At 46.9% G+C, this 21,468-nt stretch carries 22 protein-coding genes; 19 read left to right on the top strand and 3 right to left on the bottom strand.

Translation table 11 applies throughout. The features are described from left to right. The first annotated feature begins 395 nt into the window (after positions 1-395). Together ACFQZT_RS13075 and thrC are read left to right on the top strand one after the other, a co-directional pair. Complete coding sequence (locus ACFQZT_RS13075; RefSeq protein WP_379300381.1) at positions 396-1,166, top strand: DeoR/GlpR family DNA-binding transcription regulator; 771 nt, start codon at positions 396-398, stop codon at positions 1,164-1,166. A gap of 36 nt (positions 1,167-1,202) precedes the next feature. Continuing rightward, on the top strand, positions 1,203-2,495 hold the full coding sequence (gene thrC, locus ACFQZT_RS13070) for a threonine synthase (RefSeq protein ID WP_379300379.1): 1,293 nt from the start codon (positions 1,203-1,205) through the stop codon (positions 2,493-2,495). On the opposite strand, the gene ACFQZT_RS13065 is transcribed toward thrC, so the two are convergent. Further along, on the bottom strand, positions 2,492-3,313 hold the full coding sequence (locus tag ACFQZT_RS13065; protein ID WP_379300377.1) for an AraC family transcriptional regulator: 822 nt from the start codon (positions 3,311-3,313) through the stop codon (positions 2,492-2,494). The two genes, thrC and ACFQZT_RS13065, sit on opposite strands and share 4 nt — an antisense overlap. A 129-nt stretch (positions 3,314-3,442) precedes the next feature. Here ACFQZT_RS13065 and ACFQZT_RS13060 point away from each other — a divergent pair, with 129 nt between their 5' ends. From ACFQZT_RS13060 to ACFQZT_RS13010, 11 genes are all read left to right on the top strand, one after another. Continuing rightward, positions 3,443-5,470, top strand: coding sequence for a beta-galactosidase (locus ACFQZT_RS13060; RefSeq protein ID WP_379300375.1), 2,028 nt, complete (start codon positions 3,443-3,445; stop codon positions 5,468-5,470). Positions 5,471-5,615: 145 nt separating this feature from the next. Next, positions 5,616-6,428: a pyruvate, water dikinase regulatory protein gene (locus ACFQZT_RS13055; protein WP_379300477.1), complete on the top strand. Its 813-nt coding sequence runs from the start codon at positions 5,616-5,618 to the stop codon at positions 6,426-6,428. A 26-nt stretch (positions 6,429-6,454) separates the two neighbouring features. Continuing rightward, positions 6,455-6,691 carry a membrane protein insertion efficiency factor YidD gene (yidD, locus tag ACFQZT_RS13050; protein WP_379300475.1) on the top strand — a complete coding sequence of 79 codons (237 nt, stop codon included), beginning with the start codon at positions 6,455-6,457 and terminating at the stop codon, positions 6,689-6,691. Between the two features lie 380 nt (positions 6,692-7,071). Then, a complete protein-coding gene (gene metG / locus ACFQZT_RS13045; protein WP_379300473.1) occupies positions 7,072-9,069 on the top strand; it encodes a methionine--tRNA ligase in 1,998 nt (665 codons plus the stop codon). 108 nt (positions 9,070-9,177) lie between these two features. Then, positions 9,178-9,582 (top strand): hypothetical protein, encoded by a 405-nt coding sequence (locus tag ACFQZT_RS13040; protein WP_379300373.1) that lies wholly within the window; start codon positions 9,178-9,180, stop codon positions 9,580-9,582. Positions 9,583-9,760: 178 nt separating this feature from the next. Beyond that, positions 9,761-10,678, top strand: coding sequence for a metal ABC transporter substrate-binding protein (locus ACFQZT_RS13035; protein ID WP_379300371.1), 918 nt, complete (start codon positions 9,761-9,763; stop codon positions 10,676-10,678). A gap of 46 nt (positions 10,679-10,724) precedes the next feature. After that, the gene (locus ACFQZT_RS13030) at positions 10,725-11,504 is read left to right on the top strand and encodes a metal ABC transporter ATP-binding protein (protein WP_379300369.1); all 780 of its coding nucleotides are present in this window, start codon (positions 10,725-10,727) and stop codon (positions 11,502-11,504) included. A gap of 10 nt (positions 11,505-11,514) precedes the next feature. Further along, positions 11,515-12,315, top strand: a complete 801-nt coding sequence (locus ACFQZT_RS13025) for a metal ABC transporter permease (RefSeq protein WP_379300367.1) — start codon at positions 11,515-11,517, stop codon at positions 12,313-12,315. A gap of 1 nt (position 12,316) precedes the next feature. Further along, positions 12,317-13,030, top strand: coding sequence for a cytochrome c biogenesis CcdA family protein (locus ACFQZT_RS13020; protein WP_379300365.1), 714 nt, complete (start codon positions 12,317-12,319; stop codon positions 13,028-13,030). A 94-nt stretch (positions 13,031-13,124) separates the two neighbouring features. Continuing rightward, a complete protein-coding gene (gene mntR, locus ACFQZT_RS13015) occupies positions 13,125-13,550 on the top strand; it encodes a transcriptional regulator MntR (RefSeq protein ID WP_379300363.1) in 426 nt (141 codons plus the stop codon). A gap of 133 nt (positions 13,551-13,683) precedes the next feature. Next, positions 13,684-14,649 carry a patatin-like phospholipase family protein gene (locus ACFQZT_RS13010; RefSeq protein WP_379300361.1) on the top strand — a complete coding sequence of 322 codons (966 nt, stop codon included), beginning with the start codon at positions 13,684-13,686 and terminating at the stop codon, positions 14,647-14,649. Positions 14,650-14,654: 5 nt separating this feature from the next. Here the strand turns inward: ACFQZT_RS13010 and ACFQZT_RS13005 are convergent, their stop codons facing one another. Together ACFQZT_RS13005 and ACFQZT_RS13000 are read right to left on the bottom strand one after the other, a co-directional pair. Then, a complete protein-coding gene (locus ACFQZT_RS13005; RefSeq protein WP_379300359.1) occupies positions 14,655-14,915 on the bottom strand; it encodes a hypothetical protein in 261 nt (86 codons plus the stop codon). Further along, the gene (locus ACFQZT_RS13000; RefSeq protein ID WP_379300471.1) at positions 14,912-15,805 is read right to left on the bottom strand and encodes a DUF1385 domain-containing protein; all 894 of its coding nucleotides are present in this window, start codon (positions 15,803-15,805) and stop codon (positions 14,912-14,914) included. Before ACFQZT_RS13000 ends, ACFQZT_RS13005 begins: the two co-directional genes overlap by 4 nt. A 196-nt stretch (positions 15,806-16,001) precedes the next feature. Between ACFQZT_RS13000 and ACFQZT_RS12995 the strand changes: the two genes are divergently transcribed. From ACFQZT_RS12995 to ACFQZT_RS12970, 6 genes are all read left to right on the top strand, one after another. Next, positions 16,002-16,490, top strand: a complete 489-nt coding sequence (locus ACFQZT_RS12995) for a YqhR family membrane protein (protein WP_379300357.1) — start codon at positions 16,002-16,004, stop codon at positions 16,488-16,490. Between the two features lie 94 nt (positions 16,491-16,584). Beyond that, the gene (gene aroQ, locus ACFQZT_RS12990) at positions 16,585-17,016 is read left to right on the top strand and encodes a type II 3-dehydroquinate dehydratase (protein WP_379300355.1); all 432 of its coding nucleotides are present in this window, start codon (positions 16,585-16,587) and stop codon (positions 17,014-17,016) included. Positions 17,017-17,033: 17 nt separating this feature from the next. Next, positions 17,034-18,107, top strand: a complete 1,074-nt coding sequence (locus ACFQZT_RS12985) for a M24 family metallopeptidase (protein WP_379300353.1) — start codon at positions 17,034-17,036, stop codon at positions 18,105-18,107. Between the two features lie 15 nt (positions 18,108-18,122). Further along, entirely contained in the window at positions 18,123-18,680 is a 558-nt protein-coding gene (efp, locus tag ACFQZT_RS12980) for an elongation factor P (protein WP_379300351.1), read from the top strand. Positions 18,681-18,812: 132 nt separating this feature from the next. Next, entirely contained in the window at positions 18,813-19,895 is a 1,083-nt protein-coding gene (locus ACFQZT_RS12975) for a GerAB/ArcD/ProY family transporter (protein ID WP_379300349.1), read from the top strand. A 19-nt stretch (positions 19,896-19,914) separates the two neighbouring features. Further along, positions 19,915-21,465 carry a spore germination protein gene (locus ACFQZT_RS12970; protein WP_379300347.1) on the top strand — a complete coding sequence of 517 codons (1,551 nt, stop codon included), beginning with the start codon at positions 19,915-19,917 and terminating at the stop codon, positions 21,463-21,465. Positions 21,466-21,468: the final 3 nt, after the last annotated feature.

Genomic DNA, 21,468 nt, shown 5'->3' with positions numbered 1-21,468 from the left:
TTTGTTCGCTAATAACGACTTTTTGGACGCAATAATCGAGCTAGTTACCTAAGAAAATGGCGAATATAGAACCAATGACTATAATTAGCGAACAAAATTCTTTCGATATAGACTTTTGTTCGCTAAAGGCATTCTTTTGGCCTTTTCGCCATCATTTAGCGTCAAAATGTGCTATTAATAAAGACCGTGATTCGTTATTCAAGCCATACGCGCAGGGGCAACGGCAATGTTGTTATTACCGATCCGAAATGCATGATTGGAAGCTACAGGTTCCTGTTGATCAAATAAAAACAATATTGAATAATTATAAATAATAAAATATAATAAATTAAATGATAAAAAACAATATGAAACACCGAAAGCATCGATCAATCCGAGTTAGGTGGCCAGCCGGTATGAGTAAACCAGGATCAACTTCATTGTTCAATGAGGAGCGCAGGAATCAGATCATTGCCTTCCTGGAAAAAGAGGGCAGAGTGGAAGTGAAACAACTTGCTGCGCTGTTTGGAGTGACCGAAGACTCCATTCGCAAAGATTTGCGTGCTTTGGAAAGCCGGGGCCTCCTTCAGAAAGCGCATGGCGGAGCGGTTCCCGTAAACCGTGTCTCGGGTTTCATTCCCTATCAGGAACGGGGAGAACCAGAGCGGAAGCGCCCGATTGCACGTACGGCTGTCGCTTTGATACAGCCAGGTGAGACAGTATTCATAGAGTCATCTAGCTACACGCATTTAATGTTTTATGAGCTTGGTGAAATGCCGGATGTGACCGTAGTCACGAATAGTATTTACGGTTTGCCCGAGCTTGTACGCAGAGTAAACCTCATCCAGCTTGGCGGCACCGTTCACAAGCAGGATGAAGCGTGCTACGGGCCGTTTACGCTTAACATGCTGCAGCAAATGAATTTTGACAAATGTTTTCTAAAACCAGCAGGCATTACGGAAGACGGCAAGCTTACGACAGGCTTGCAAGAAAGCTTGGCCATCAAGCAAACCGCGATAAAACAATCAGAACGCACAATTGTTCTAGTCGATGAACATGATTGGGGCCGCCGAGATGTATACAATGTTTGCGGCATAGATGCCGTCCATACCGTTGTAACTAACGGTTTGCCCGAAGCGTTAGCCAGGAAGTGGGAAAAGAAAGGGCTTGCGGTTGTAAGGGCTTGAAAAGGCAGGTAGTTTATGAATTAGGAGGCTAGTCGTATGAAATTCATATGTTTCGATTGCGGAGCGCTGCTCCCGGAGGATAAATTTGCTTATCAATGTGCCTGTGGAGGCTTGCTGGAAGCTGTCAACGATTTTCGGGGCCTGGATCCGGATAAGTTGAAACGTTTGTTCACAGAACGACTTGCGGAGCGAATGAGCCCTTACGCATCTGGCGTATGGCGATACAAGGAGCTGATCGCCCCAGAGCTGCCTCTAGAAATGATTTGCACCAAATACGAGGGAAATACCGGTCTCTATCCGGCCTCCGAGTATGCATTGTCTTTTGCGGGGATCCGAGGATTGTGGTTCAAAGCGCAAAGCGAGAATCCGAGCGGCTCTTTCAAAGACAATGGGATGACGGTCGCGGTTTCGCATGGCCGAGCTCTTGGTTATAAGCAATTTACATGCACCTCAACGGGTAATACTTCTTCCTCTTTAGCGATGTATGCGGCATTCGGCGGGGATTCGTCCTGCGTCTTTGTGCCCAATAAGGATATCTCCGTTAATAAAGTGCTGCAAACCCTAGCTTACGGTGCGACCGTAATTAGTTTTGAAGGCACCTATGATGACGGTATTCTCTTTCTGGAAAAGCATGCGGAGGAGCTGGGGTTGTATGTGTGCAACTCCGTAAACCCGCTTCGGATCGAAGGGCAGAAGAGCATCGTGTACGAGATTGCTCAATCCTTGAACTGGCAGCTCCCGGACTGGATCGTGCTTCCGGGAGGAGCCCTTAGCAACGCGACGGCGCTCGGCAAGGGGCTCCGCGATCTCAAGGAGCTCGGTTTCATCCGGCGGCTGCCGCGCGTCGCAGTCGTTCAGGCGGAAGGGGCGAGTCCCTTCCATCAGCTGATTGCAGAGGCCAAGGAAGAGCTCGCGCCGCAGCGCGAGCCCTATACCCGCGCCTCTGCGCTGAACATCGGCAACCCGCCAAGCTGGCGCAAAGCGCGGCGGGTGCTGGAGGAGACCGGCGGCGTCACGACGAGCGTCAGCGACGCCGAAATCCTCGATGCCAAAGCGGTCATCGACCGCAGCGGCATCGGCTGTGAGCCCGCGTCGGCGGCTGCGCTCGCCGGGCTGCGCAAGCTTGTCCGCGCCGGCATCGCGGACAAGGACGAGACGGCCGTCTGCATCCTGACGGGCCATCTGCTCAAGGACACCGATGCGCTGAAGGAATACCACTTGGACGCCAAGTGGCCCTCTGCTGCGCATCGTAATGCACTGCTCGCGTCTTCGCTTACACGCGAAGACGTGGCCAAGCACCTCCGCGCCTCCGAAGCCGCGCGGAGCTAGTTCATCTGACGGAACCTTTCCGGCGTCAGTCCGACATGCTTGCGAAAGCTGGCCACGAAGTGGCTCGCATCGCGAAACCCTACCTGCTCCGCGACATCCTTCACGGTCATGTGCTGCCGGTTCAGCAGCATTTCCTTGGATTTGCGGAGCCGGAGGAGGATCAGATATGAATACGGCGAAAGCGCGAAAGCATGTTGGAATAATGTATTCATATGTCTTGGAGTTACAGCCAGTGTTGATGCCATCTGCTCCAACCCGATATCCGGGTTGCCATATTCAAGCTCCAGCCAATCGAGTAAAGGCTGGAGCAGCATAATCTGATTCGTGATCGAAGCGCGGTTATTTACTTGACCGTGCTTTTTGAGCATCGTTAAAAAGTGATACAAATCCGAAGAAGCTTCGTAACCTGTGTACTCGGACCCTGCTTCGGCATGACCGATCATTTGCCCGACAGCGGCTTGCAGCGGAGAATGCTCCTCCCAGCGGAATAGTGCAGATTCATGCAATTCAAGTGTGCTTAGGATAACCTCGGCGAGTTTGCCGCCAAACGTAATATACTCTGTGCACCATCGATCGGTTACGGCCCAATACGCATGAGGCGTTGCGGGAAGCAGCAGCACGCCTGAACCTCTGAGCATACGGAAGCTTTTGCCCTCCAACCAGAACTCGCCCTCACCTGAGTAAGTTTGCAGCCAATGGTAACAAGGATACCCCTCATCCCTTACTAACTTCTCCTGATCTTCGTGATGTCCTATATTTTCGATAAACAATGGGAATGGTTGTCCGGCAGATGGCGTTAACTCGAATCTCTTATGCATAGTTAATAACTCCACTTCCATTTTCTTATATGTATTCGTAAGAATATTATATTTCAAGCGGAAACGGAATCCAATACAATGGTGATATTCTTATATCGATGATAAATCACATGTCAAGGAGTGTTCTTCATGATTAACGACAAACTGCCAAAAATCTGGTACGGCGGGGACTATAATCCGGAACAATGGGACAAACCCGTGATGGAAGAAGATTTGCGAATGTTTAAGCTTGCGGGAATTGATGTAGCGACATTGAATGTTTTTTCGTGGGCGCTTTCACAACCCGATGAGGATACCTACGATTTTTCTTGGTTAGACGAAATTATGGATAGACTTCTCAATAGCGGGACTTATGTATGCTTAGCGACAAGTACAGGCGCGCATCCGGCCTGGATGGCCAAAAAATACCCGGATGTGCTTCGTGTAGATTTCGAGGGACGCAAACGCAAATTCGGCGGTCGTCACAATTCCTGTCCGAACAGTCCTACATATCGCAAATACTCGGCACTCATTGCTGAAAAGCTTGCTGAACGTTACAAAGACCATCCCGCTCTGTTGATTTGGCACATCTCTAACGAGTATGGCGGGTATTGCTACTGCGACAACTGTGCCGATGCTTTCCGCGGTTGGCTCAAAGAGCGGTATACGAATCTGGAAACGCTGAATAAAGCGTGGAACACTCGATTTTGGGGACATACTTTTTATGAATGGGATGAGATCGTTCCGCCGAACGCGATTTCCGAAGAGTGGGGCACGGATAACACGAACTTCCAGGGCATTTCTCTCGATTATCGCCGGTTTATGTCCGATAGCCTACTGGACTGTTATAAGCTTGAGTACGAAGCGATCAAAAAGCATACACCTCATCTGCCCATCACAACCAATTTAATGGGAACTTATAAGGAATTAGATTATTTCAAATGGGCCAAACATCTGGACGTCGTATCGTGGGATAATTATCCTTCACTTGATACGCCAATCAGCTTGACGGCGATGACTCACGATCTGATGCGCGGATTGAAGCAAGGCCAGCCGTTCATGCTGATGGAGCAAACGCCAAGCCAACAAAATTGGCAGCCTTACAATTCGCTTAAGCGCCCTGGCGTTATGAAGCTTTGGAGCTACCAAGCGGTTGCGCGCGGGGCGGATACCGTCATGTTTTTCCAACTCCGCAGATCTGTCGGCGCGTGCGAAAAATATCACGGTGCTGTGATCGAACATGTCGGACATGAAAATACTCGTGTATTCCGCGAATGTGCGGAACTCGGGGCCGAACTGCAGCGTTTGTCTGACAATTTGCTAGATTCTAGAGTGCAAGCACGTGTAGCTATCGTTTACGACTGGGAAAATCGCTGGGCAGTTGAGCTGTCGAGCGGTCCGACAGTTGCCTTGAAATATGTGAATGAAGTTCATAAATACTATGATGCATTGTTCCAACAAAACATTCAGACCGATCTTATCGGCACCGATACGGATCTATCGGGATATGATATCGTTATTGCGCCGGTGCTCTACATGGTGAAACCGGGCTACGCTAAACGTATCGAAGATTTTGTTCGATCCGGCGGCACCTTCTTAACCACGTTCTTCAGCGGCATCGTCAATGAGAGCGACATTGTAACGTTAGGGGGCTACCCGGGCGAGTTAAGGAGCGTACTGGGTATTTGGGCGGAAGAAATTGACGCGCTGTTCCCTGACCAAAGGAATCAAATCGTTTTGAATGAACCGTGGGGAGCGCTCACAGGAGACTATTCATGCGGCTTGCTGTGCGATTTGATTCATGCGGAAGGCGCGCAAGTTAAAGCGGTGTACGGAAGTGATTTTTATAAAGGCATGCCGGTGCTTACCGTCAATCAATTCGGAGCAGGGCAAGCCTGGTATGTAGCCTCCAGTCCTGAGCCTGCGTTCTTGCAAGGCTTGCTGTCCAATCTGTGCAAAGATAAAGGTATCGAAGCGCCGATTGCTCCAATCCCAGGCGTCGAAATTTCCCAAAGAACCAAAGAAGACAGATCCTTCTTGTTCATTATGAATCATAATGATACGGCAGTGAACTTGGAACTTGGAAGTCTGCAAGGGATAGATTCGTTGACAGGTCAGCTTGTATCTAGCAGCACTTCTCTCGCTGCAAAAGGCGTTCTTATTTTGGAACTCAAATAGCGTATATCATCAATATCCCTGCTTTTTGCAGAAAACCTTTGTATAGCCACTTCAGGCGACAGAGGTTTTTTTGCTTTCTAGGAAAAATTTTACTATAGTAAGTTCATAGAGAGATAGAGATTCTGCAGGTAGAGTAAAGGGAGGAATCACTGTGAACGAACAGCAGCATTTGTATATTTGTTCAGATTCAATAGGAGAAACCGCCGACGCCGTAGCCCAGGCTACGATACGCCAATTCAATACCGAACAGGTCAAAATCAAACGATATGGCCATATCAGCCAAGAAAAAGAAATTGTGCTCATGCTTCAAGAAGCAGCTGCTGCTGGCGGTTTTGTCGCCTACACATTGGTGCAGCCGGAGCTCCGCGATACCATGAAAGCAGAAGCGCATAGGCTAGGGGTGCGTGCTGTAGACATAATAGGGCCTATGCTGCAAGCTTTTATGGATACATATGGAGATTCTCCCAAGCGTAAACCCGGCTTATTACACGAAATGGACGCTGACTACTTCCGACGTGTCGATGCCATCGAATTCGCTGTCAAATACGATGATGGTAAAGATACCCGCGGCATGCTGCAAGCCGAAGTCGTGCTTATCGGCGTTTCTCGAACATCCAAGACACCGCTTAGTATTTTTCTGGCACATAAGGGTATCAAAGCCGCTAATTTACCTCTGATTCCAGAAACTAAACCACCATCGGAGCTGTTCAAAATCCCAAACAAACGCATCATCGGCCTCACCATGGACGCGGACCATATCCTGCGAATTCGTCTGGAAAGACTCAAATCCGTCGGTCTGCCTCCCGGCTCCAAATACGCTACTTCCCAGCGTATCCAAGAAGAGCTTGATTATGCCAGCGGTCTTATGAAACAATTGGGCTGTACGGTCATTAATGTAACGAACAAGGCGATAGAAGAAACAGCCGGAATGATCGTTGAAACTATTCAAAGGATGTAGAGGCAGGAGGGGAGACGTCTGTGAAGATAAAGAAGACTTTGCAAGTTCCGATTCATTTTTATCGCAAATTCATCTCACCTCTGAAGCCGCCGACCTGCCGATTCTATCCGACCTGCTCCCAATACGCACTTGAAGCGCTTGAAGTTCATGGTGCGGTGAAAGGCTCCTGGCTGACTGTAAAAAGGATTTGCAAATGTCATCCTTTTCATCCGGGTGGCGTCGATCATGTCCCGCCGGCTTCCCATTCGCCTCATTCCGGCTAATCGACTTGACATCTTGCTTCCATTTTCGATATATTTTCCTTAAAGCGTCAAATATCGTTTCGATGAACGGATAAGTACAAGCGGATGCCTATGAACAGAGAGCCGGGTCAGGTGAAAGCCGGTATAGGAGCAGGTTTGGAAGATGGTCCGGGAGAATAAGCCTTCGAGCTGCCCAAGTTGCAATCATTATTGTCATGCAAATTTGGGAGTAAGCTGGCTTCGTGTCCCAGCGTTAATGGGCAAGTCGCAACAGACTTACTGAGCCCCGTTTCTTGTGAAAGGCGGGGGAACCTGGGTGGTACCGCGTGAGTTCAGCTCTCGTCCCAAGATGGATGAGGGCTTTTTGTGTTGTTAAAATGATTTGCATGGAGGAATGAATGATGTCAACTCAATCGAAAACTTTTTACATTACGACTCCGATTTATTACCCGAGCGATAAGCTCCATATCGGGCACGCGTATTCAACGGTAGCGGGTGATGTCATGTCCCGGTATAAAAGGCTGCGCGGCTTCGATGTAAGGTACTTGACCGGAACGGATGAGCACGGGCAGAAGATTGAACGCAAAGCGCAAGAGAAAGGCACGACTCCGCAGCAATTCGTCGATAATATCGTTGCAGGAATTAAAGAACTGTGGGCTAAGCTGGACATTTCCTACGATGATTTTATTCGGACGACGGAAGAACGTCACAAAAATGCGGTCGGCAAAATCTTTCAAAGATTGCTGGATCAAGGGGATATTTATTTAGGGGAGTACGAAGGCTGGTATTGCATCCCGGATGAAGCGTTTTTCCCGGAAAGCAAGCTGGTCGATGGGAAATGTCCGGACTGCGGTCGTCCTGTAGAGAAAATGAAAGAGCAAACGTATTTCTTCCGGATGAGCAAATATGTGGATCGGCTAGTCAAGTATTATGAAGAAAATCCGGATTTCATTCAGCCTGAATCCCGCAAAAATGAAATGCTGAACAACTTCATCAATCCGGGTCTTGAAGATCTGGCTGTGTCCCGTACGACGTTTGACTGGGGCATTAAAGTACCCGGAGATCCTAAACATGTGATCTACGTATGGATTGATGCGCTCTCCAATTATATTACCGCTCTAGGCTATGGTTCTGATGACGACAGTAAATTCAAACAGTATTGGCCGGCAGATGTGCATCTGATGAGTAAGGAAATTGTTCGATTCCACACGATCTACTGGCCGATTATGTTGATGGCCCTGGATTTGCCGTTGCCGAAAAAAGTGTTCGCGCACGGCTGGCTGCTCATGAAGGATGGCAAAATGTCGAAGTCGAAGGGCAACGTGGTCGATCCGGTTACGCTGATCGACCGTTATGGCTTGGATGCGCTGCGTTATTACCTCATGCGCGAAGTGCCTTTTGGCGCTGACGGTACGTTCACGCCGGAGAGCTTTGTCGAGCGGGTCAATCACGACCTCGCCAATGACCTGGGGAATCTGCTGAACCGTACGATCGTGATGATCGATAAGTATTTTGCGGGCAAGATTCCCGCTTATGTGCCGGGCGCTACCGAGTTTGATGACAGTCTCCTGGAGACGGTCCGGTCCACGGTAGCGAAGTACGAGGAGGCGATGGAGAAAATGGAGTTCTCCATCGCGCTCGCGGCTGTGTGGCAGCTGATCAGCCGCACGAATAAATACATCGACGAGACGCAGCCGTGGTCGATGGTGAAAGATGATGCCAAGCGCGATACGCTTGGCTCGGTGATGTATGTGCTGGCGGAGTCCCAGCGCATCTCGTCCGTGCTGCTGCGTCCGTTCCTGACGAAGACGCCGCAATTGATTTGGCAGCAGCTTGGCATAGCTGCCGAAGACCTGCCACGCTTGACCGCGTGGGAAAGCGTGCAAACCTTCGGGCTGCTCCCTGCCGGCACCAAGGTGCAGAAGGGAGAGCCCATGTTCCCTCGTCTGGACGTGGAGGCGGAAACCGCCTATATCGTCCAGGCAATGGGCGGCGGCGCTGCATCAGACGCCGCGGCAGCTGGAACGGCAGCGCCTGCGGCCGCTGCCTCTGCGGTGCCCGCGCCGGAACCGAAGGACGAAATCGGCATCGACGATTTCGCCAAGGTGGAGCTGCGCGTGGCGCAAGTGCTCTCAGCCGAGCCTGTGAAAGGCGCGGATAAGCTCTTGAAGCTGCAGCTCGACCTCGGGTACGAGCAGCGTCAGGTTGTCTCGGGCATCGCGAAGTTTTACTCGCCCGAGGAGCTGGCTGGACGCAAAGTGATTTGCGTCACGAATTTGAAGCCCGCCAAGCTGCGCGGCGAGCTGTCGCAGGGCATGATTCTCGCCGCTTCGCACGGCGACCAATTGACGCTTGCGACTGTGCCGGACAGTATGCCCAACGGTGCCATTGTGAAATAGAAGCGATCCACATCCCAACTCTGTATTTACAGAATTGGGATGTTTTTTGTTGCAGAACTTTCTCGGAGTATGGACATCCTAAAGAAAAAGAAACAGAGGGTGAGGCACATGAACGTTAAATTTTTCGCGAAATTTATAAGTGTAGCCGGGCTTTCATTTCTGCTTACGGCTTGCAGTCTATTTGGGAGCAGCAGCGCCGGCAAAAGCAAAAGTAAAACGGATCAAGGTGGGCAAAAAGCGCAAAGCAGTCCGGGAAAAGCAAGTATTATCGATCAGGAGCTGAAGAAGCAATATGACATATACAAAGAGATCATCCAGTATCAGATGGAGCAGGATAAAAAGGTAATCAAACAATCCGAAGAACGTTTCAAGAAGTTGAAAGAAGAGAGCAATAAACCCGCTAAAACGGAAAAAGCAGAAGGGAAGAAGCAAAGCAAGGACACTTCTTCAAAAAGTTCGAATAAACAAACGGAAGGCAAAGGCGGTCAGTCCGGAAGTACATCTAAAACTTAAATTCGAAAAGCTGAGAGCCGCTTTGTGAAAATTCACTTGGTGGCTTTTTAGATTGGAATTTCAGTATCTCATTTTTTCAGATCACCGGTTTGTATTGACATTCGGGAAGCCTAGCTCGTATAATCAAGGTCGTTAATAAAAAAAATTACGATTTAGGATGGGTCGGAGGGGCAATATCATGAGAAAAATAGGGTTCATTTATATAGGCTTATTAGCCGTTTTTACCTTGTTATTATCCGGATGTGGCAGTACAACGAGCTCAAAAGCCGAGCTTGTTCAAGGCAAAGTCAACGTCGTGACGAGCTTCTACGCGCTTTATGATTTTACGCGGAATATCGGCGGGGAGTATGTGAATGTAATAAATCTCGTGCCGGCAGGCGTTGAACCGCATGATTGGTCACCAAAGAGCAATGATATGAAAAATTTGACTAACGCACAAGTTTTTGTGTACCAGGGTGCGGGATTCGAAGGTTGGGTACAGGATTTTCTTGGAACGGTAAAGCCTGATTCCAAATTGAAGGTTGTAGAAGCCAGCAAAGGTGCCGAATTGATCAAAACAGCAGACAATAAAGAAGAATTTGATCCGCATGCCTGGTTAAGCCCGTTAAACGCTATAAAAATGGCTAATAATATTAAAGAAGCGCTAATTCAAGCGGATCCGACGCATAAAGACGCATATGAGCAAAATTACAACAATTATGCCTCCAAATTAACTGACTTGGATGCACGTTATAAATCCGAGCTTTCCAAAACGACGAAGAAGGAAATTGCAGTCTCCCATCAGGCTTTTGCCTATTTGTGCCGGGATTATGGCTTGACGCAAATGGCTATTATGGGACTCTCACCGGATTCGGAGCCAACTGCGCAAGATTTGAAAAAAATGAATGAATTCATTAAAGAGCATCAAGTGAAATATATTTTCTTTGAAGAGCTTGTTTCGGATAAACTCGCCAAGACATTAGCAAAAGATGCGAACGTCGATACGATGGTTTTGAACCCGTTGGAAGGTTTGACGGATAAAGAGATTCAAGCTGGCGAGAATTATATTTCGATTATGGACAAAAATTTGAAAAATCTCGTGAAAGCTTTACAATAACAGTAGTAAGACACTTAGGAATCTCATCAAGTTAGGAGTTTTGCAGATGGAGAAAAGCATGAAGCAGTCGTGCCATCGCAGCGTTGTCTCTATAGATAACGTTTCTTTTTCCTATGAGCATAAAAAAGTAATAGAGAAGCTTCGCTTTGACGTGCTTGAACGGGATTTCGTCGGCGTGATCGGTTCCAACGGCGCCGGCAAAACGACGCTGTTGAAAATGCTCGTCGGCCTGCTCAAGCCAACCGATGGAGAAATCCGGCTCTTCGATTATCCGCTCGGCCAATTCAAAGACTGGGAACGAATCGGATACGTCCCGCAGAAAAATGCATTCAATCCGTTGTTCCCGGCAACTGTCCGTGAAATCGTCCAGTCGGGGATGTATAGCAAGAAGCGGGTCTATCGTCGCCTATCCAAATCCGATATAAAAAAAGCCGAAGATGCAATGTTGGCTATGCGCATTGAGGATCTGGCTGACAGGCGTATCGGTCAGCTGTCCGGCGGGCAACAACAGCGCGCTTTCCTCGCCCGGGCGATCGTCAACAATCCCGAGCTGCTCATTCTCGACGAGCCGACGGTTGGTATCGACGCGGAAACGCAGGCGGGCTTTTTTCGAATGATCCGGCACATGCACCAGCATCATCATATGACATTTATTATGGTGTCGCATGATATGGACATGATGCAGTCTTATCTCGGTTCGGAACCGCAGCAGTCAAGCGGCGGTATTAAATTTTATGTGAAGCATACCCATGATCCAGAGGATTGCCGGGAGACGGACCTGACACATTCCATCGGCCAAATTCGTGAAATGATCGGCATTTATTAGGAGGAACATTTTGGATATTTTTAGTGAATATTTTTTTCAGCGAGCTTTAATCGGAGGCATTCTGATTGGGCTTACGGCGCCTCTAATGGGCGTTTTTCTTGTCCTAAGGCGGTTGTCGATGATAGGTGATACGCTTGCGCATGTATCCATTGCAGGCGTTGCCCTAGGCTTTCTCATCAACATATATCCGCTTGGTGTCGGACTTGTATTTGCCTTGTTAGCTTCCTTTGCCATCGAACGGCTGCGCAAAGCTTATAAGACCTATGCAGAGCTTTCCATCGCCATTATCATGTCAGGCGGCGTTGCGCTGGCAACTTTACTTTTTACGCTAGGCAAAGGGTTTAATATGAATGTAATGAGCTACTTGTTCGGCAGCATTTATACGCTCGATACAACCGATTTATGGGTCGTTTTTGGTGTGTGCGTGCTTGTGGTAGGCGTCATTGCGTTTCATTTTAAAGAATTTTTCCTGATGTTTTTTGACGAGGATGCGGCTAGCGTCAGTGGACTTCCGCTTCGATTTTATAACCTGATGATTACCATGCTTACCGCTCTAGTCATCTCGGTTGCGATCAAAATTGTAGGCGCTCTTCTGGTTTCGTCGCTGCTAACCATACCTGTGGCATGCAGTCTCTTAATCGCCCGCAGCTTCAAACATTCCGTATTTCTGGCGGTCCTATTTTCAGAGATCGCTGTGATCGTCGGACTTATTATGGCTGGTGTATGGGATCTGGCGCCGGGCGGCACGGTTGTGCTCACATTAATCGTACTGTTAATCGGAATTATTGTGAAAAGAGGATTGAGAATCTAATATGGACTCGGTAAATTTATGGATTGCGCTTTGGGCTGGAATCGCTTCGTTCATATCGCCATGCTGCTTGCCTTTGTATCCTTCTTATCTTTCATACATAACGGGAATTTCAGTTAGTGAATTAAAATCCGGACAATCGTCCTCGGATGTACGCCGGAGAACGATGCTGCACACGCTAAGTTTTATCGTCGGTTTCTCGATCATCTTTTATGCGCTTGGATTGACGGCCGGTTTTTTAGGTAATTTTTTCGTGGAATATCGCGATTTGCTTCGTCAAATTGCCGCCATTTTAATTTTTATCATGGGATTGTTTTTGCTTGGTATTTTCCAACCTCAATGGCTTATGAAAGAACGAAAACTGCAAATTAAGTTTAGACCGGCAGGTTATGTAGGATCCGTTGTAATTGGTATGGGCTTTGCAGCAGGCTGGTCGCCATGCATTGGACCGATTTTGTCGGCGATTTTGGCATTAGCCACGACCGAGCCTGGCACTTGGTTACAGCTGACAACGGCCTATTCGCTTGGATTTGCAATTCCCTTTTTTATCTTATCCTTTTTCATCGGGTCGACCCGCTGGATTCTGCGTTACTCGAATACGATCATGAAAATAGGCGGGGGCCTGATGGTACTCATAGCGATTCTGCTCTATACTGGAAAAATGACGCAGATTACGCTTTGGTTAAATTCCATAACCCCCAATTGGTTAAAGTTCTAACCCCCTTTGGAGATTTGACCGCGTCTGCATTCATGCATTATGATAGGTAAAGCATTGAACTGGAAATAAAGGAAGCACAGGGGGAAACAACGCAATGGCTACGCCAAGCATGGAAGACTATCTGGAGAGAATCTATAAGCTCATTGACGAGAAAGGCTACGCTCGTGTCTCCGACATTGCTGAAGGGCTTGAGGTGCATCCCTCATCCGTAACGAAAATGATCCAAAAGCTGGATAAAGACAATTATCTGGTCTATGAAAAATATCGAGGGCTTATGCTCACCTCCAAAGGGAAAAAGATGGGCAAACGATTGGTGGATCGCCATCAATTGTTAGAGGAATTCCTTACGGTCATTGGTGTTCATGAGGATAATATATATAAAGATGTAGAAGGAATCGAGCATCATCTAAGCTGGGATTCCATTACTTGTATCGAAACATTGTTGGAATATTTCCGTCGCGAACCGAATCGGCTGGACGGGCTATTGCAAGTACGCAAAGAATTGGAAGCGGAAAGCTAAGACTCGTCTATTGATGAAGACAGAGGCTGTTTATGCAGCGCTCTGTCTTTTTGTCATATAAATAAACTCCTTCCGCATATAGAACAATGGGGCCTGATGTCCTTGCGGCCGGGCTTCCTAGGGAGGGATGGGAGTGAAGATCAATGGTGTCTTTGAAGGCGGTGGCGTTAAAGGGATTGCTCTTGCCGGCGGTGTAAGCGCTGCGCAGCAACGAGGATATGAATTCCATCAGGTTGCCGGCACCAGTTCAGGGTCCATGGTAGCTGCATTTCTTGCAGCAGGATACACAGGGGAAGAGATGAAGGAGCTGATCCTCAGAACGCCTTTCAAATCCTTTCTGCAAAGGTCCCCGATATTTAACGCGAAAATTATCGGCCCTGCCGCGCGGCTGTTGATCAAGAAAGGTATGTACTCAGGCGAAGCTCTTGAACATTGGGTGTACCGTCACTTATTGGCTAAAGGGATACGCACATTCGGTGATTTGTTGCCCAATCAGCTTCGCATTATTGCTTCGGACATTACACAAGGCAAGCTGCTTGTTTTGCCGGATGACATCGCGCAATATGGCATTGACCCACGCAAGTTTTCAGTGGCTAAGGCGGTTCGCATGAGCACCAGCATTCCTTACTTTTTCGATCCGGTCATGATTCGTCGCAAATTAAAAAGCTCTGCAGCCGCAGAGCCTTTCACACAACAATTTTATTATATTGTAGATGGAGGACTACTAAGTAATTACCCGCTCTGGGTATTCGATCAGGAAGCATATACACAGCGTGTACCGGTAATTGGCTTTCAACTGGTTGGCAAGAGTGGTCCCCATATACACAAGATCAAAGGGCCGATTACGATGTTTGAAGCGCTTTTCGGCACAATGCTGGATGCTCATGACGAACGTTACATCGAACAGCAAAACCGTTTTCGTACGGTTAAGATCCCTACGCTAGGCGTTCAGAATACTCAATTCGATCTATCCAAAGAAACAAGTATGGACTTATACCATTCCGGCTTTAAAGCCACGGATCATTACTTTACCAAATGGACTATGGAGACCTATGAAAAAGATTATGAGAAATATGTGCTCAGACACAGAAAATCATGATTGCATTAGTGATATTTCGGGAAATCGTCCGAATCCGAATCCTTGTTGCCGTTAATGACGCGGAATTTCCCGTTTTTTCTCTTCCCTTTTCCTTTGGGCTTGCCAATTGTTGACGCCCATTTCCAGCGAGATGGCGGAAATTTATACAGCAGGAAAATAATGCCTAGCACGAGAATGGGAATGAATAAAGTCCGTAAGCTCGCAAGTAAACCGATCGCAATGAGAACAGCAATAGCAATCTCGACCCCGGAAAATCTTCTTCTCATGCCCGTCCCTCCATAATTTTTTGTTCCGCTTCACGCATGCGGTTGAAAGAGGCAATGGATACCTCTACTTGACTGTCCTCAGGTTCTTTCGTTGTCAGCAATTGCAGCCACAGGCCGGGATAACCCAACACACGAAGCACGGGAGTGTCCCGCAACGAATTGGTAAAGCGCAGTACTTCATAAGATACGCCAATCACTACCGGAAGCAGAAGAAGCCGCTGTAAAATGCGCTCTACATAGCCGTCATAGTGCAGGAATGAGTAAATAACAACACCAATAATGACTGTAAACACGATAAAACTACTGCCGCAGCGATAGTGCAAGGTGTTAAATTTTTGTACGTTACTGACCGTTAATTCTACACCGGCTTCATAAGCACTGATGACTTTGTGCTCGGCCCCATGGTACTGGAATAGGCGTTTTATCATAGGCGTTAATGATATAAAGTAAATATATCCGACCAGCAAAATAATCTTGATAACGCCCTCTATTAGATTATGAAGAATTTGATTGCTAAATACATGTTCAAACAAAAACTGCTCAATGATAGCGGGAACCAGCGTAAAAACAAATTTTCCGAATAAAAAAGAAATCACGCCAACCACGGCTACGCCGAGAATCATCGAAATATTGGAAAAAAAGCCGGGTTTCTCATCTTTTTTTGCTGCCTGTTCCGCATCGCCTTCTTGTTCGGCGAATGTTTCGGCAGAAAAATTCAAATGCTGCGCACCTTTGGCGCTGGATTCAATAATGCCTACAATACCACGAATAAAAGGGATTTTTTTAAGCGTTTGTACCCAAGGAATTTCTTTCTTAGGCACCTCCAAATATTCTAAGGACCCGTCCTTTTTGCGCACAGCGGTAACATGCACATTTTTTCCTGCGAACATGACGCCCTCGATGACGGCTTGTCCTCCGTATATACTGTTCTGTTCTGCCAATTCATCCACCTTCTTTATCTATGCTCTTTGCTACTTTCTCATTGTAACGGATTCGCGGTTTGAATGCTACCGATAGCAGTAGAACATACTATTCCTGTTTAGGAAGCGGCGGACAGCTTGTGCAGAGAAAGGAAGAGGGAGTGCGATGAGTGAGAACATCGAAGACAAAATGAAAACGAATCGATGGGTATTTGCTCTCTATATCGGTTTTTTTGCCGGATTGATTTGGGGAGCTTTAAAAATTGTCGAGCAGTATTTGAAATTCACCAAAATTGTAATCGGATTTTTGGTTGAGCCGTTTTTTAGACATGATTTTCTGCTATCTTGGCAGGGAACTCTCATCGGATGGGGCTTTTTCACTTTATTTTCGATTGTAGCGGCATACATTTATATGGTAACTCTTTGGAGACTGCAAGGTCCGTGGTGGGGAATCGCTTACGGTGCGGTTTGGTGGGGCGCTCTATATTTATTGGTTGGCCCTTTGGCAGGAATGACATACTGGATCAAAGATCTGGATATAAACTCTGTTTTAAGTGATCTCTGTTTATTCCTGGTATGGGGTATGTTCATCGGTTACTCGATTGCCATTGAATATACAGACGAAAGAACGAGAGAACCTATACACAAGTCATGAAAGTTATGGTAAAATATCAAAGTTAAAATGCAAATGAAACTCAGCTTGCGCTTAAGAAGAAGTTTCCTTCGGGAAACTCTAAGGGGGTACCCTATTGAAGAAGGTCCTGGTCATTAACGGTCCGAACTTAAATATGCTTGGCGTCAGGGAGCCCGGGATCTATGGAACAGCTTCGCTTGCCTCCATCATTCAAAGTCTGAACGAGCTTGCCCATGAGTTGTCGATCGAAATCGAGAGCTTTCAGTCCAATCACGAAGGTGACATCATCGACAAAATACATGAAGCGCTCGGCACAAAAGACGGTATCCTGATTAACCCCGCGGCGTTTACTCATTACAGTTACGCGATTCGTGATGCGCTGGCAACCGTTCAGCTGCCTACAGTGGAAGTTCACCTCTCGAACATTCACAAGCGTGAAGAATTCCGCCACACTTCCGTAACCGCACCTGTCGTTATTGGACAAATTTGCGGCTTTGGATCCGCAAGCTATGAATTAGGTTTAAGAGCGCTAGTACCTCACTTGTGAGAAAGATTGGTGATTGGATGCAGGAGAAACGCATTGAACGTCTGAGAAAAGTTATGCAGCAGCAAGATTTGCCGGCACTGCTCATCACAAATGCTTATAACCGTACATATGTATCGGGCTTCACAGGTTCTTCCGGTTATATTCTCATAACGATGGACCGAGCCCTGCTATTAACCGATTTTCGGTATATGACGCAAGCGCCTCAGCAAGCCAAGCATTTCGAAATTGTTGAACATAAGCCTAAAATGATCGAATCTGTAAAAGATCTGCTTGGGCAGCAAGGCATTACAAAGCTTGGGTTCGAGCAGGCGAATCTGACCTACGCTGATTATCTCAGGTATCAGGATGGCCTGTCGGGTATCGAATTCGTGCCGACGAGCCGCCTTGTCGAGCAGATTCGCATCATTAAAGATGATGGCGAACTGCAGATTATGCAGGAAGCCGCTGATTTGGCAGATGCGACGTTTTCGCACATTTTATCTTTCCTTAAGCCAGGTGCCGTGGAGAAAGAGATTGCCCTGGAAATCGAGATGTTTATCCGTAAAAATGGTGGAACTTCGACCTCGTTTGAAACGATTGTCGCCTCCGGCGAACGCTCCGCACTGCCGCATGGCAAAGCTAGCGATCGCGTTTTGCAGGGAAATGAATTTGTCAAATTGGATTTTGGAGCGTATTATAAGGGATATTGCTCGGATATTACGAGAACAGTAATGTTAGGCAAGCCGACGGACAAGCATAAAGAGATTTATGATATTGTGCTGGAAGCTCAGCTGAACTGCTTGGCGAACCTTAAGCCCGGCATCACCGGCGCAGCGGGGGATGCCTTTGCCCGTGATGTCATCGTGAAACACGGCTATGGCGATTACTTCGGTCATGGCACCGGTCACGGCTTAGGCATGGAGGTTCATGAATCTCCGCGTTTGTCGAAGACCGAGGATATGATTTTAACTCCCGGCATGGTTGTTACCGTTGAACCCGGCATCTATCTCCCCGACTTTGGCGGCGTTAGAATCGAGGATGACGTTGTAATTACCGACACCGGCATTAAAATACTCACACATTCTACCAAAGATTTTCTTATTATTGATTAGCGGAGGGACTTACCAGTGATTTCAGTTAACGATTTTAAAACAGGCCTTACGATTGAAGTAGAAGGCGATTTATTTACAGTTCAGGATTTCCAACACGTAAAACCGGGTAAAGGCGCGGCATTTGTACGCTCCAAACTTAAAAACTTGCGTAACGGTAACACGGTTGAGCGTACGTTCCGTGCAGGCGAGAACGTAGGCCGCGCGCACATTGACAACCGCGAGATGCAATACCTCTATGCAAGCGGTAGTGAACATACTTTCATGGATACAGAAACTTTCGATCAAATCAGCTTAGAGCAGGATCAATTGAAATGGGAATTGAACTTCTTGAAAGAAAACATGATGATCAAGATCATGAGCTATCAAGGCGAAATTCTAGGGATCAACTTGCCGAAAAGCGTTGAGCTCAAAGTTGTTGAAACGGAGCCGGGCATCAAAGGCAACACGGCAACAGGCGCAACGAAAAGCGCGAAAGTGGAAACTGGACTTAACGTTCAAGTGCCTCTTTTCATTAACGAAGGCGATGTGCTTTTGATCGATACCGATGAAGGCAAATACATTTCTCGCGCATAATTAAGAATAATATCGATCAAGCTCCTTGACCATGTCAGGGGGCTTTTTTGTTGTTTGCAAATCGGGGGCTCTCCAAAATATTTTTTAACAATCTGGACAAGCTAAAGTAAAAAATGGAATTGGAGGTGTGGCATGGAAAAACTGCAAATATCCACGACTCAAGCTTTCATGCTTGGGATATCAAGCATAACCGTCACAGGCCACTTGCTTTTTATTCCAATTATTTTAAATCAATCTGGCAGAGATGCGTGGATATCCTTGTTATTCACATTGTTTCCTGTTGTACTTCTTGGTTGCGTAACTGCACAGTTAGCGCAGCGCTACCCTGGCAAAACCATTATTGAATACTCGGAAGACATTATGGGAAAATGGCTGGGCAAATTATTTGCTGTCTTGTTCATATTTTATTTTTTTCACGATGCTAGCATTTCTATAAGGGGCTTTGGTGAATTTTTTACCACTTCAGTAACACCGCGTACCCCTATTCTAGTCTATATGAGCTGCATCGTCTTTCTTGCGGCATTTACAGTACGAAGCGGTCTTGAAACGTTGGCGCGAACGAACCAGATTTTTTTATTTTGTATGATACTTATTGGCATACTAGCATCTACGCTTACGCATAAGGACAAAGATTATCAAAACTTTCTGCCCATTCTTGAACATGGGATGAAGCCTGTCCTGCTAGGTTCATTGAGTTTATTATCTTTGTACAGCACGTTTTTTGTACTGGGAATGATATTTCCCAATGTTCGGACTGATAAGCAGTTAAAACGATACAGTGCATTAACCATGTTTATTTTGATCCTTATGTTTCTGGGGCCAATTACGGGTCCAGTCGCTCTCTTTGGTGCCGAACGAAGCCAAGGCCTTAGTTTCCCTACTTTTCAAATCTTGCGGGATATTAAAGTAGGACAGCTGCAAAGACTGGATTTCATTGGAATCTTTCTTTGGAGTCTTGGATCCTTCGCCAAAATATCCTTGTTTCTTTTTGCGACCTGTCTGGGAACAGCCAAATTACTCAGATTAAATGACCATAAGAAACTAACGTCTCCAATGGGCATATTGTTGATCATCGTTTCTTTATTAAACGAAGATAATTTTGTTGGGTTATATCGATTTTTATCCAACATTTATCCTTATTATTCCACTTTGTTAGGCTTCTTGTTACCTTGTGTACTCCTATTGGTTTCAATGGTTCGAAGGCTGAGTAAATAAAGATTGGAGGCCTTGTCGTATGCTGAAAAAATTATTGAAACTTAATCATTCCCGAAAAAATCACGCCGGTCCGGATACGACAATGTCCGGAGGGAAGGAATACCCGCAAATATCATTCTTTCTAGAAGAAAATTTACAGAGTCTCACCAACATGTTTGGTGAAAATAGCGATATGGCGCTGCGGAGAATGCATGCAGAGGATGGATTACACGCAGCTATTGTGTTTATAAACACGCTGGTTGATAAATCCATTTTGGATCTGCACGTAGCCAAGCCCATTCAGATGGAACTGGAGAAATATTCGGAGGAGATCCAGGACCTTCCATTCGATATCCACCGAATTCGTGCAACAACGAATAGCGCCTCAATCGTCTCAACGTTTAAGGAAATCACAGATTCCCTGTTAAAGGGCAACACCATCGTTTTGTTTCAAAGCTGCAATTTAGCTATGGCTTGTGAAACAAGCGGAGGAGAACGGCGATCCGTATCTGAACCGAATATGGAAAATGTGGTTAGAGGACCCCGTGAGGCTTTCAATGAATCCTTGCAAACGAACCTGGGACTCGTTCGTCGTCGCCTGAATACGCACAAGCTGCAGGTTGAACTTATGTCATTAGGCACAATTTCCAATACGCCGATTGCGCTGCTTTATATTAATCAAATAGCAGATGCTGAAATTGTAAGTAAGGTACGGGATCGCTTAAAGCAAATACACGTGGACGGCGTGCTTGAGTCTTTATATATCGAAGAGTTGATTGAGGATCGGTCTTACACGCCCTTTCCAACTATTTTTAGTACGGAAAGGCCGGATCGGGTGGCGGCCAATCTGCTCGAGGGACGCATTGCTATCCTTTTGGAAGGAACGCCAATCAGCCTTGTCGTCCCAGCGACAATCAGTTTATTTCTGTTCTCGAATGAAGATTACTACCAAAGGTATGATATTGCTTCCTTTCTTAAACTTCTAAGGACGTTTACGTTTATTCTCTCTTTTGTGATGCCTGGTTTTTATGTGGCGCTGCTCACCTTTCATCAGGAGATGCTTCCGACACCGCTGCTCATTGCTTTGACTGGACAAAGGGAAGGCGTTCCTTTTGGGGCGGCGATCGAAATCGTCTTAATGGAATTGACCTTCGAGATCTTGAGGGAAGCAGGCATACGCTTGCCCAAGACGGTCGGTACAGCCGTTTCCATCGTAGGGGGTCTCGTACTCGGACAAGCAGCGGTAGAAGCAGGACTCGTAGCACCAGGCACTGTTATAACAGTAGCCTTGACTGCAGTTGCTTCTTTTTGTACGCCTGCTTACAATATGGCGATTGCCGCAAGACTCATTCGCTTTATGCTGTTGCTTTTCTCTTCGATTTTAGGGGCATTTGGCTTCTTTTTCGGTGTGATCTTGATTTTTACCCACCTCAATTCACTCCGGTCCTTCGGTGTGCCTTATTTAGCCCCGATCATCCCATTTCATAAAAGCGGTTGGAAAGACCTCTTTGTTCGTCTGCCTTGGACAAAGATGAAAACGCGTCCCGCGGAGGTGTCCAAAAAGAATAGTATCCGGATGAAGGAGGAGTAGTGC

Origin of the sequence: Paenibacillus sp. GCM10027628, from assembly GCF_042676385.1 — a bacterium.
In the GTDB taxonomy this organism is placed as follows: Bacteria; Bacillota; Bacilli; order Paenibacillales; family NBRC-103111; genus Paenibacillus_E.
This window is presented reverse-complemented; position numbering and strand designations above follow the sequence as displayed.

Excerpts from the sequence above, each read along its gene's own strand:
- ACFQZT_RS12970 (WP_379300347.1), top strand. The coding sequence starts at position 19,915 with ATGCTGAAAAAATTATTGAAACTTAATCATTCCCGAAAAAATCACGCC.
- ACFQZT_RS12985 (WP_379300353.1), top strand. The coding sequence starts at position 17,034 with ATGCAGGAGAAACGCATTGAACGTCTGAGAAAAGTTATGCAGCAGCAA.
- ACFQZT_RS13030 (WP_379300369.1), top strand. The coding sequence starts at position 10,725 with ATGGAGAAAAGCATGAAGCAGTCGTGCCATCGCAGCGTTGTCTCTATA.
- ACFQZT_RS13075 (WP_379300381.1), top strand. The coding sequence starts at position 396 with ATGAGTAAACCAGGATCAACTTCATTGTTCAATGAGGAGCGCAGGAAT.
- ACFQZT_RS13035 (WP_379300371.1), top strand. The coding sequence starts at position 9,761 with ATGAGAAAAATAGGGTTCATTTATATAGGCTTATTAGCCGTTTTTACC.
- ACFQZT_RS13065 (WP_379300377.1), bottom strand. The coding sequence starts at position 3,313 with ATGCATAAGAGATTCGAGTTAACGCCATCTGCCGGACAACCATTCCCA.
- ACFQZT_RS13020 (WP_379300365.1), top strand. The coding sequence starts at position 12,317 with ATGGACTCGGTAAATTTATGGATTGCGCTTTGGGCTGGAATCGCTTCG.
- thrC (WP_379300379.1), top strand. The coding sequence starts at position 1,203 with ATGAAATTCATATGTTTCGATTGCGGAGCGCTGCTCCCGGAGGATAAA.
- ACFQZT_RS13040 (WP_379300373.1), top strand. The coding sequence starts at position 9,178 with ATGAACGTTAAATTTTTCGCGAAATTTATAAGTGTAGCCGGGCTTTCA.
- ACFQZT_RS12975 (WP_379300349.1), top strand. The coding sequence starts at position 18,813 with ATGGAAAAACTGCAAATATCCACGACTCAAGCTTTCATGCTTGGGATA.
- ACFQZT_RS13060 (WP_379300375.1), top strand. The coding sequence starts at position 3,443 with ATGATTAACGACAAACTGCCAAAAATCTGGTACGGCGGGGACTATAAT.
- ACFQZT_RS12995 (WP_379300357.1), top strand. The coding sequence starts at position 16,002 with ATGAGTGAGAACATCGAAGACAAAATGAAAACGAATCGATGGGTATTT.
- metG (WP_379300473.1), top strand. The coding sequence starts at position 7,072 with ATGTCAACTCAATCGAAAACTTTTTACATTACGACTCCGATTTATTAC.
- ACFQZT_RS13000 (WP_379300471.1), bottom strand. The coding sequence starts at position 15,805 with ATGTTCGCAGGAAAAAATGTGCATGTTACCGCTGTGCGCAAAAAGGAC.
- mntR (WP_379300363.1), top strand. The coding sequence starts at position 13,125 with ATGGCTACGCCAAGCATGGAAGACTATCTGGAGAGAATCTATAAGCTC.
- ACFQZT_RS13005 (WP_379300359.1), bottom strand. The coding sequence starts at position 14,915 with ATGAGAAGAAGATTTTCCGGGGTCGAGATTGCTATTGCTGTTCTCATT.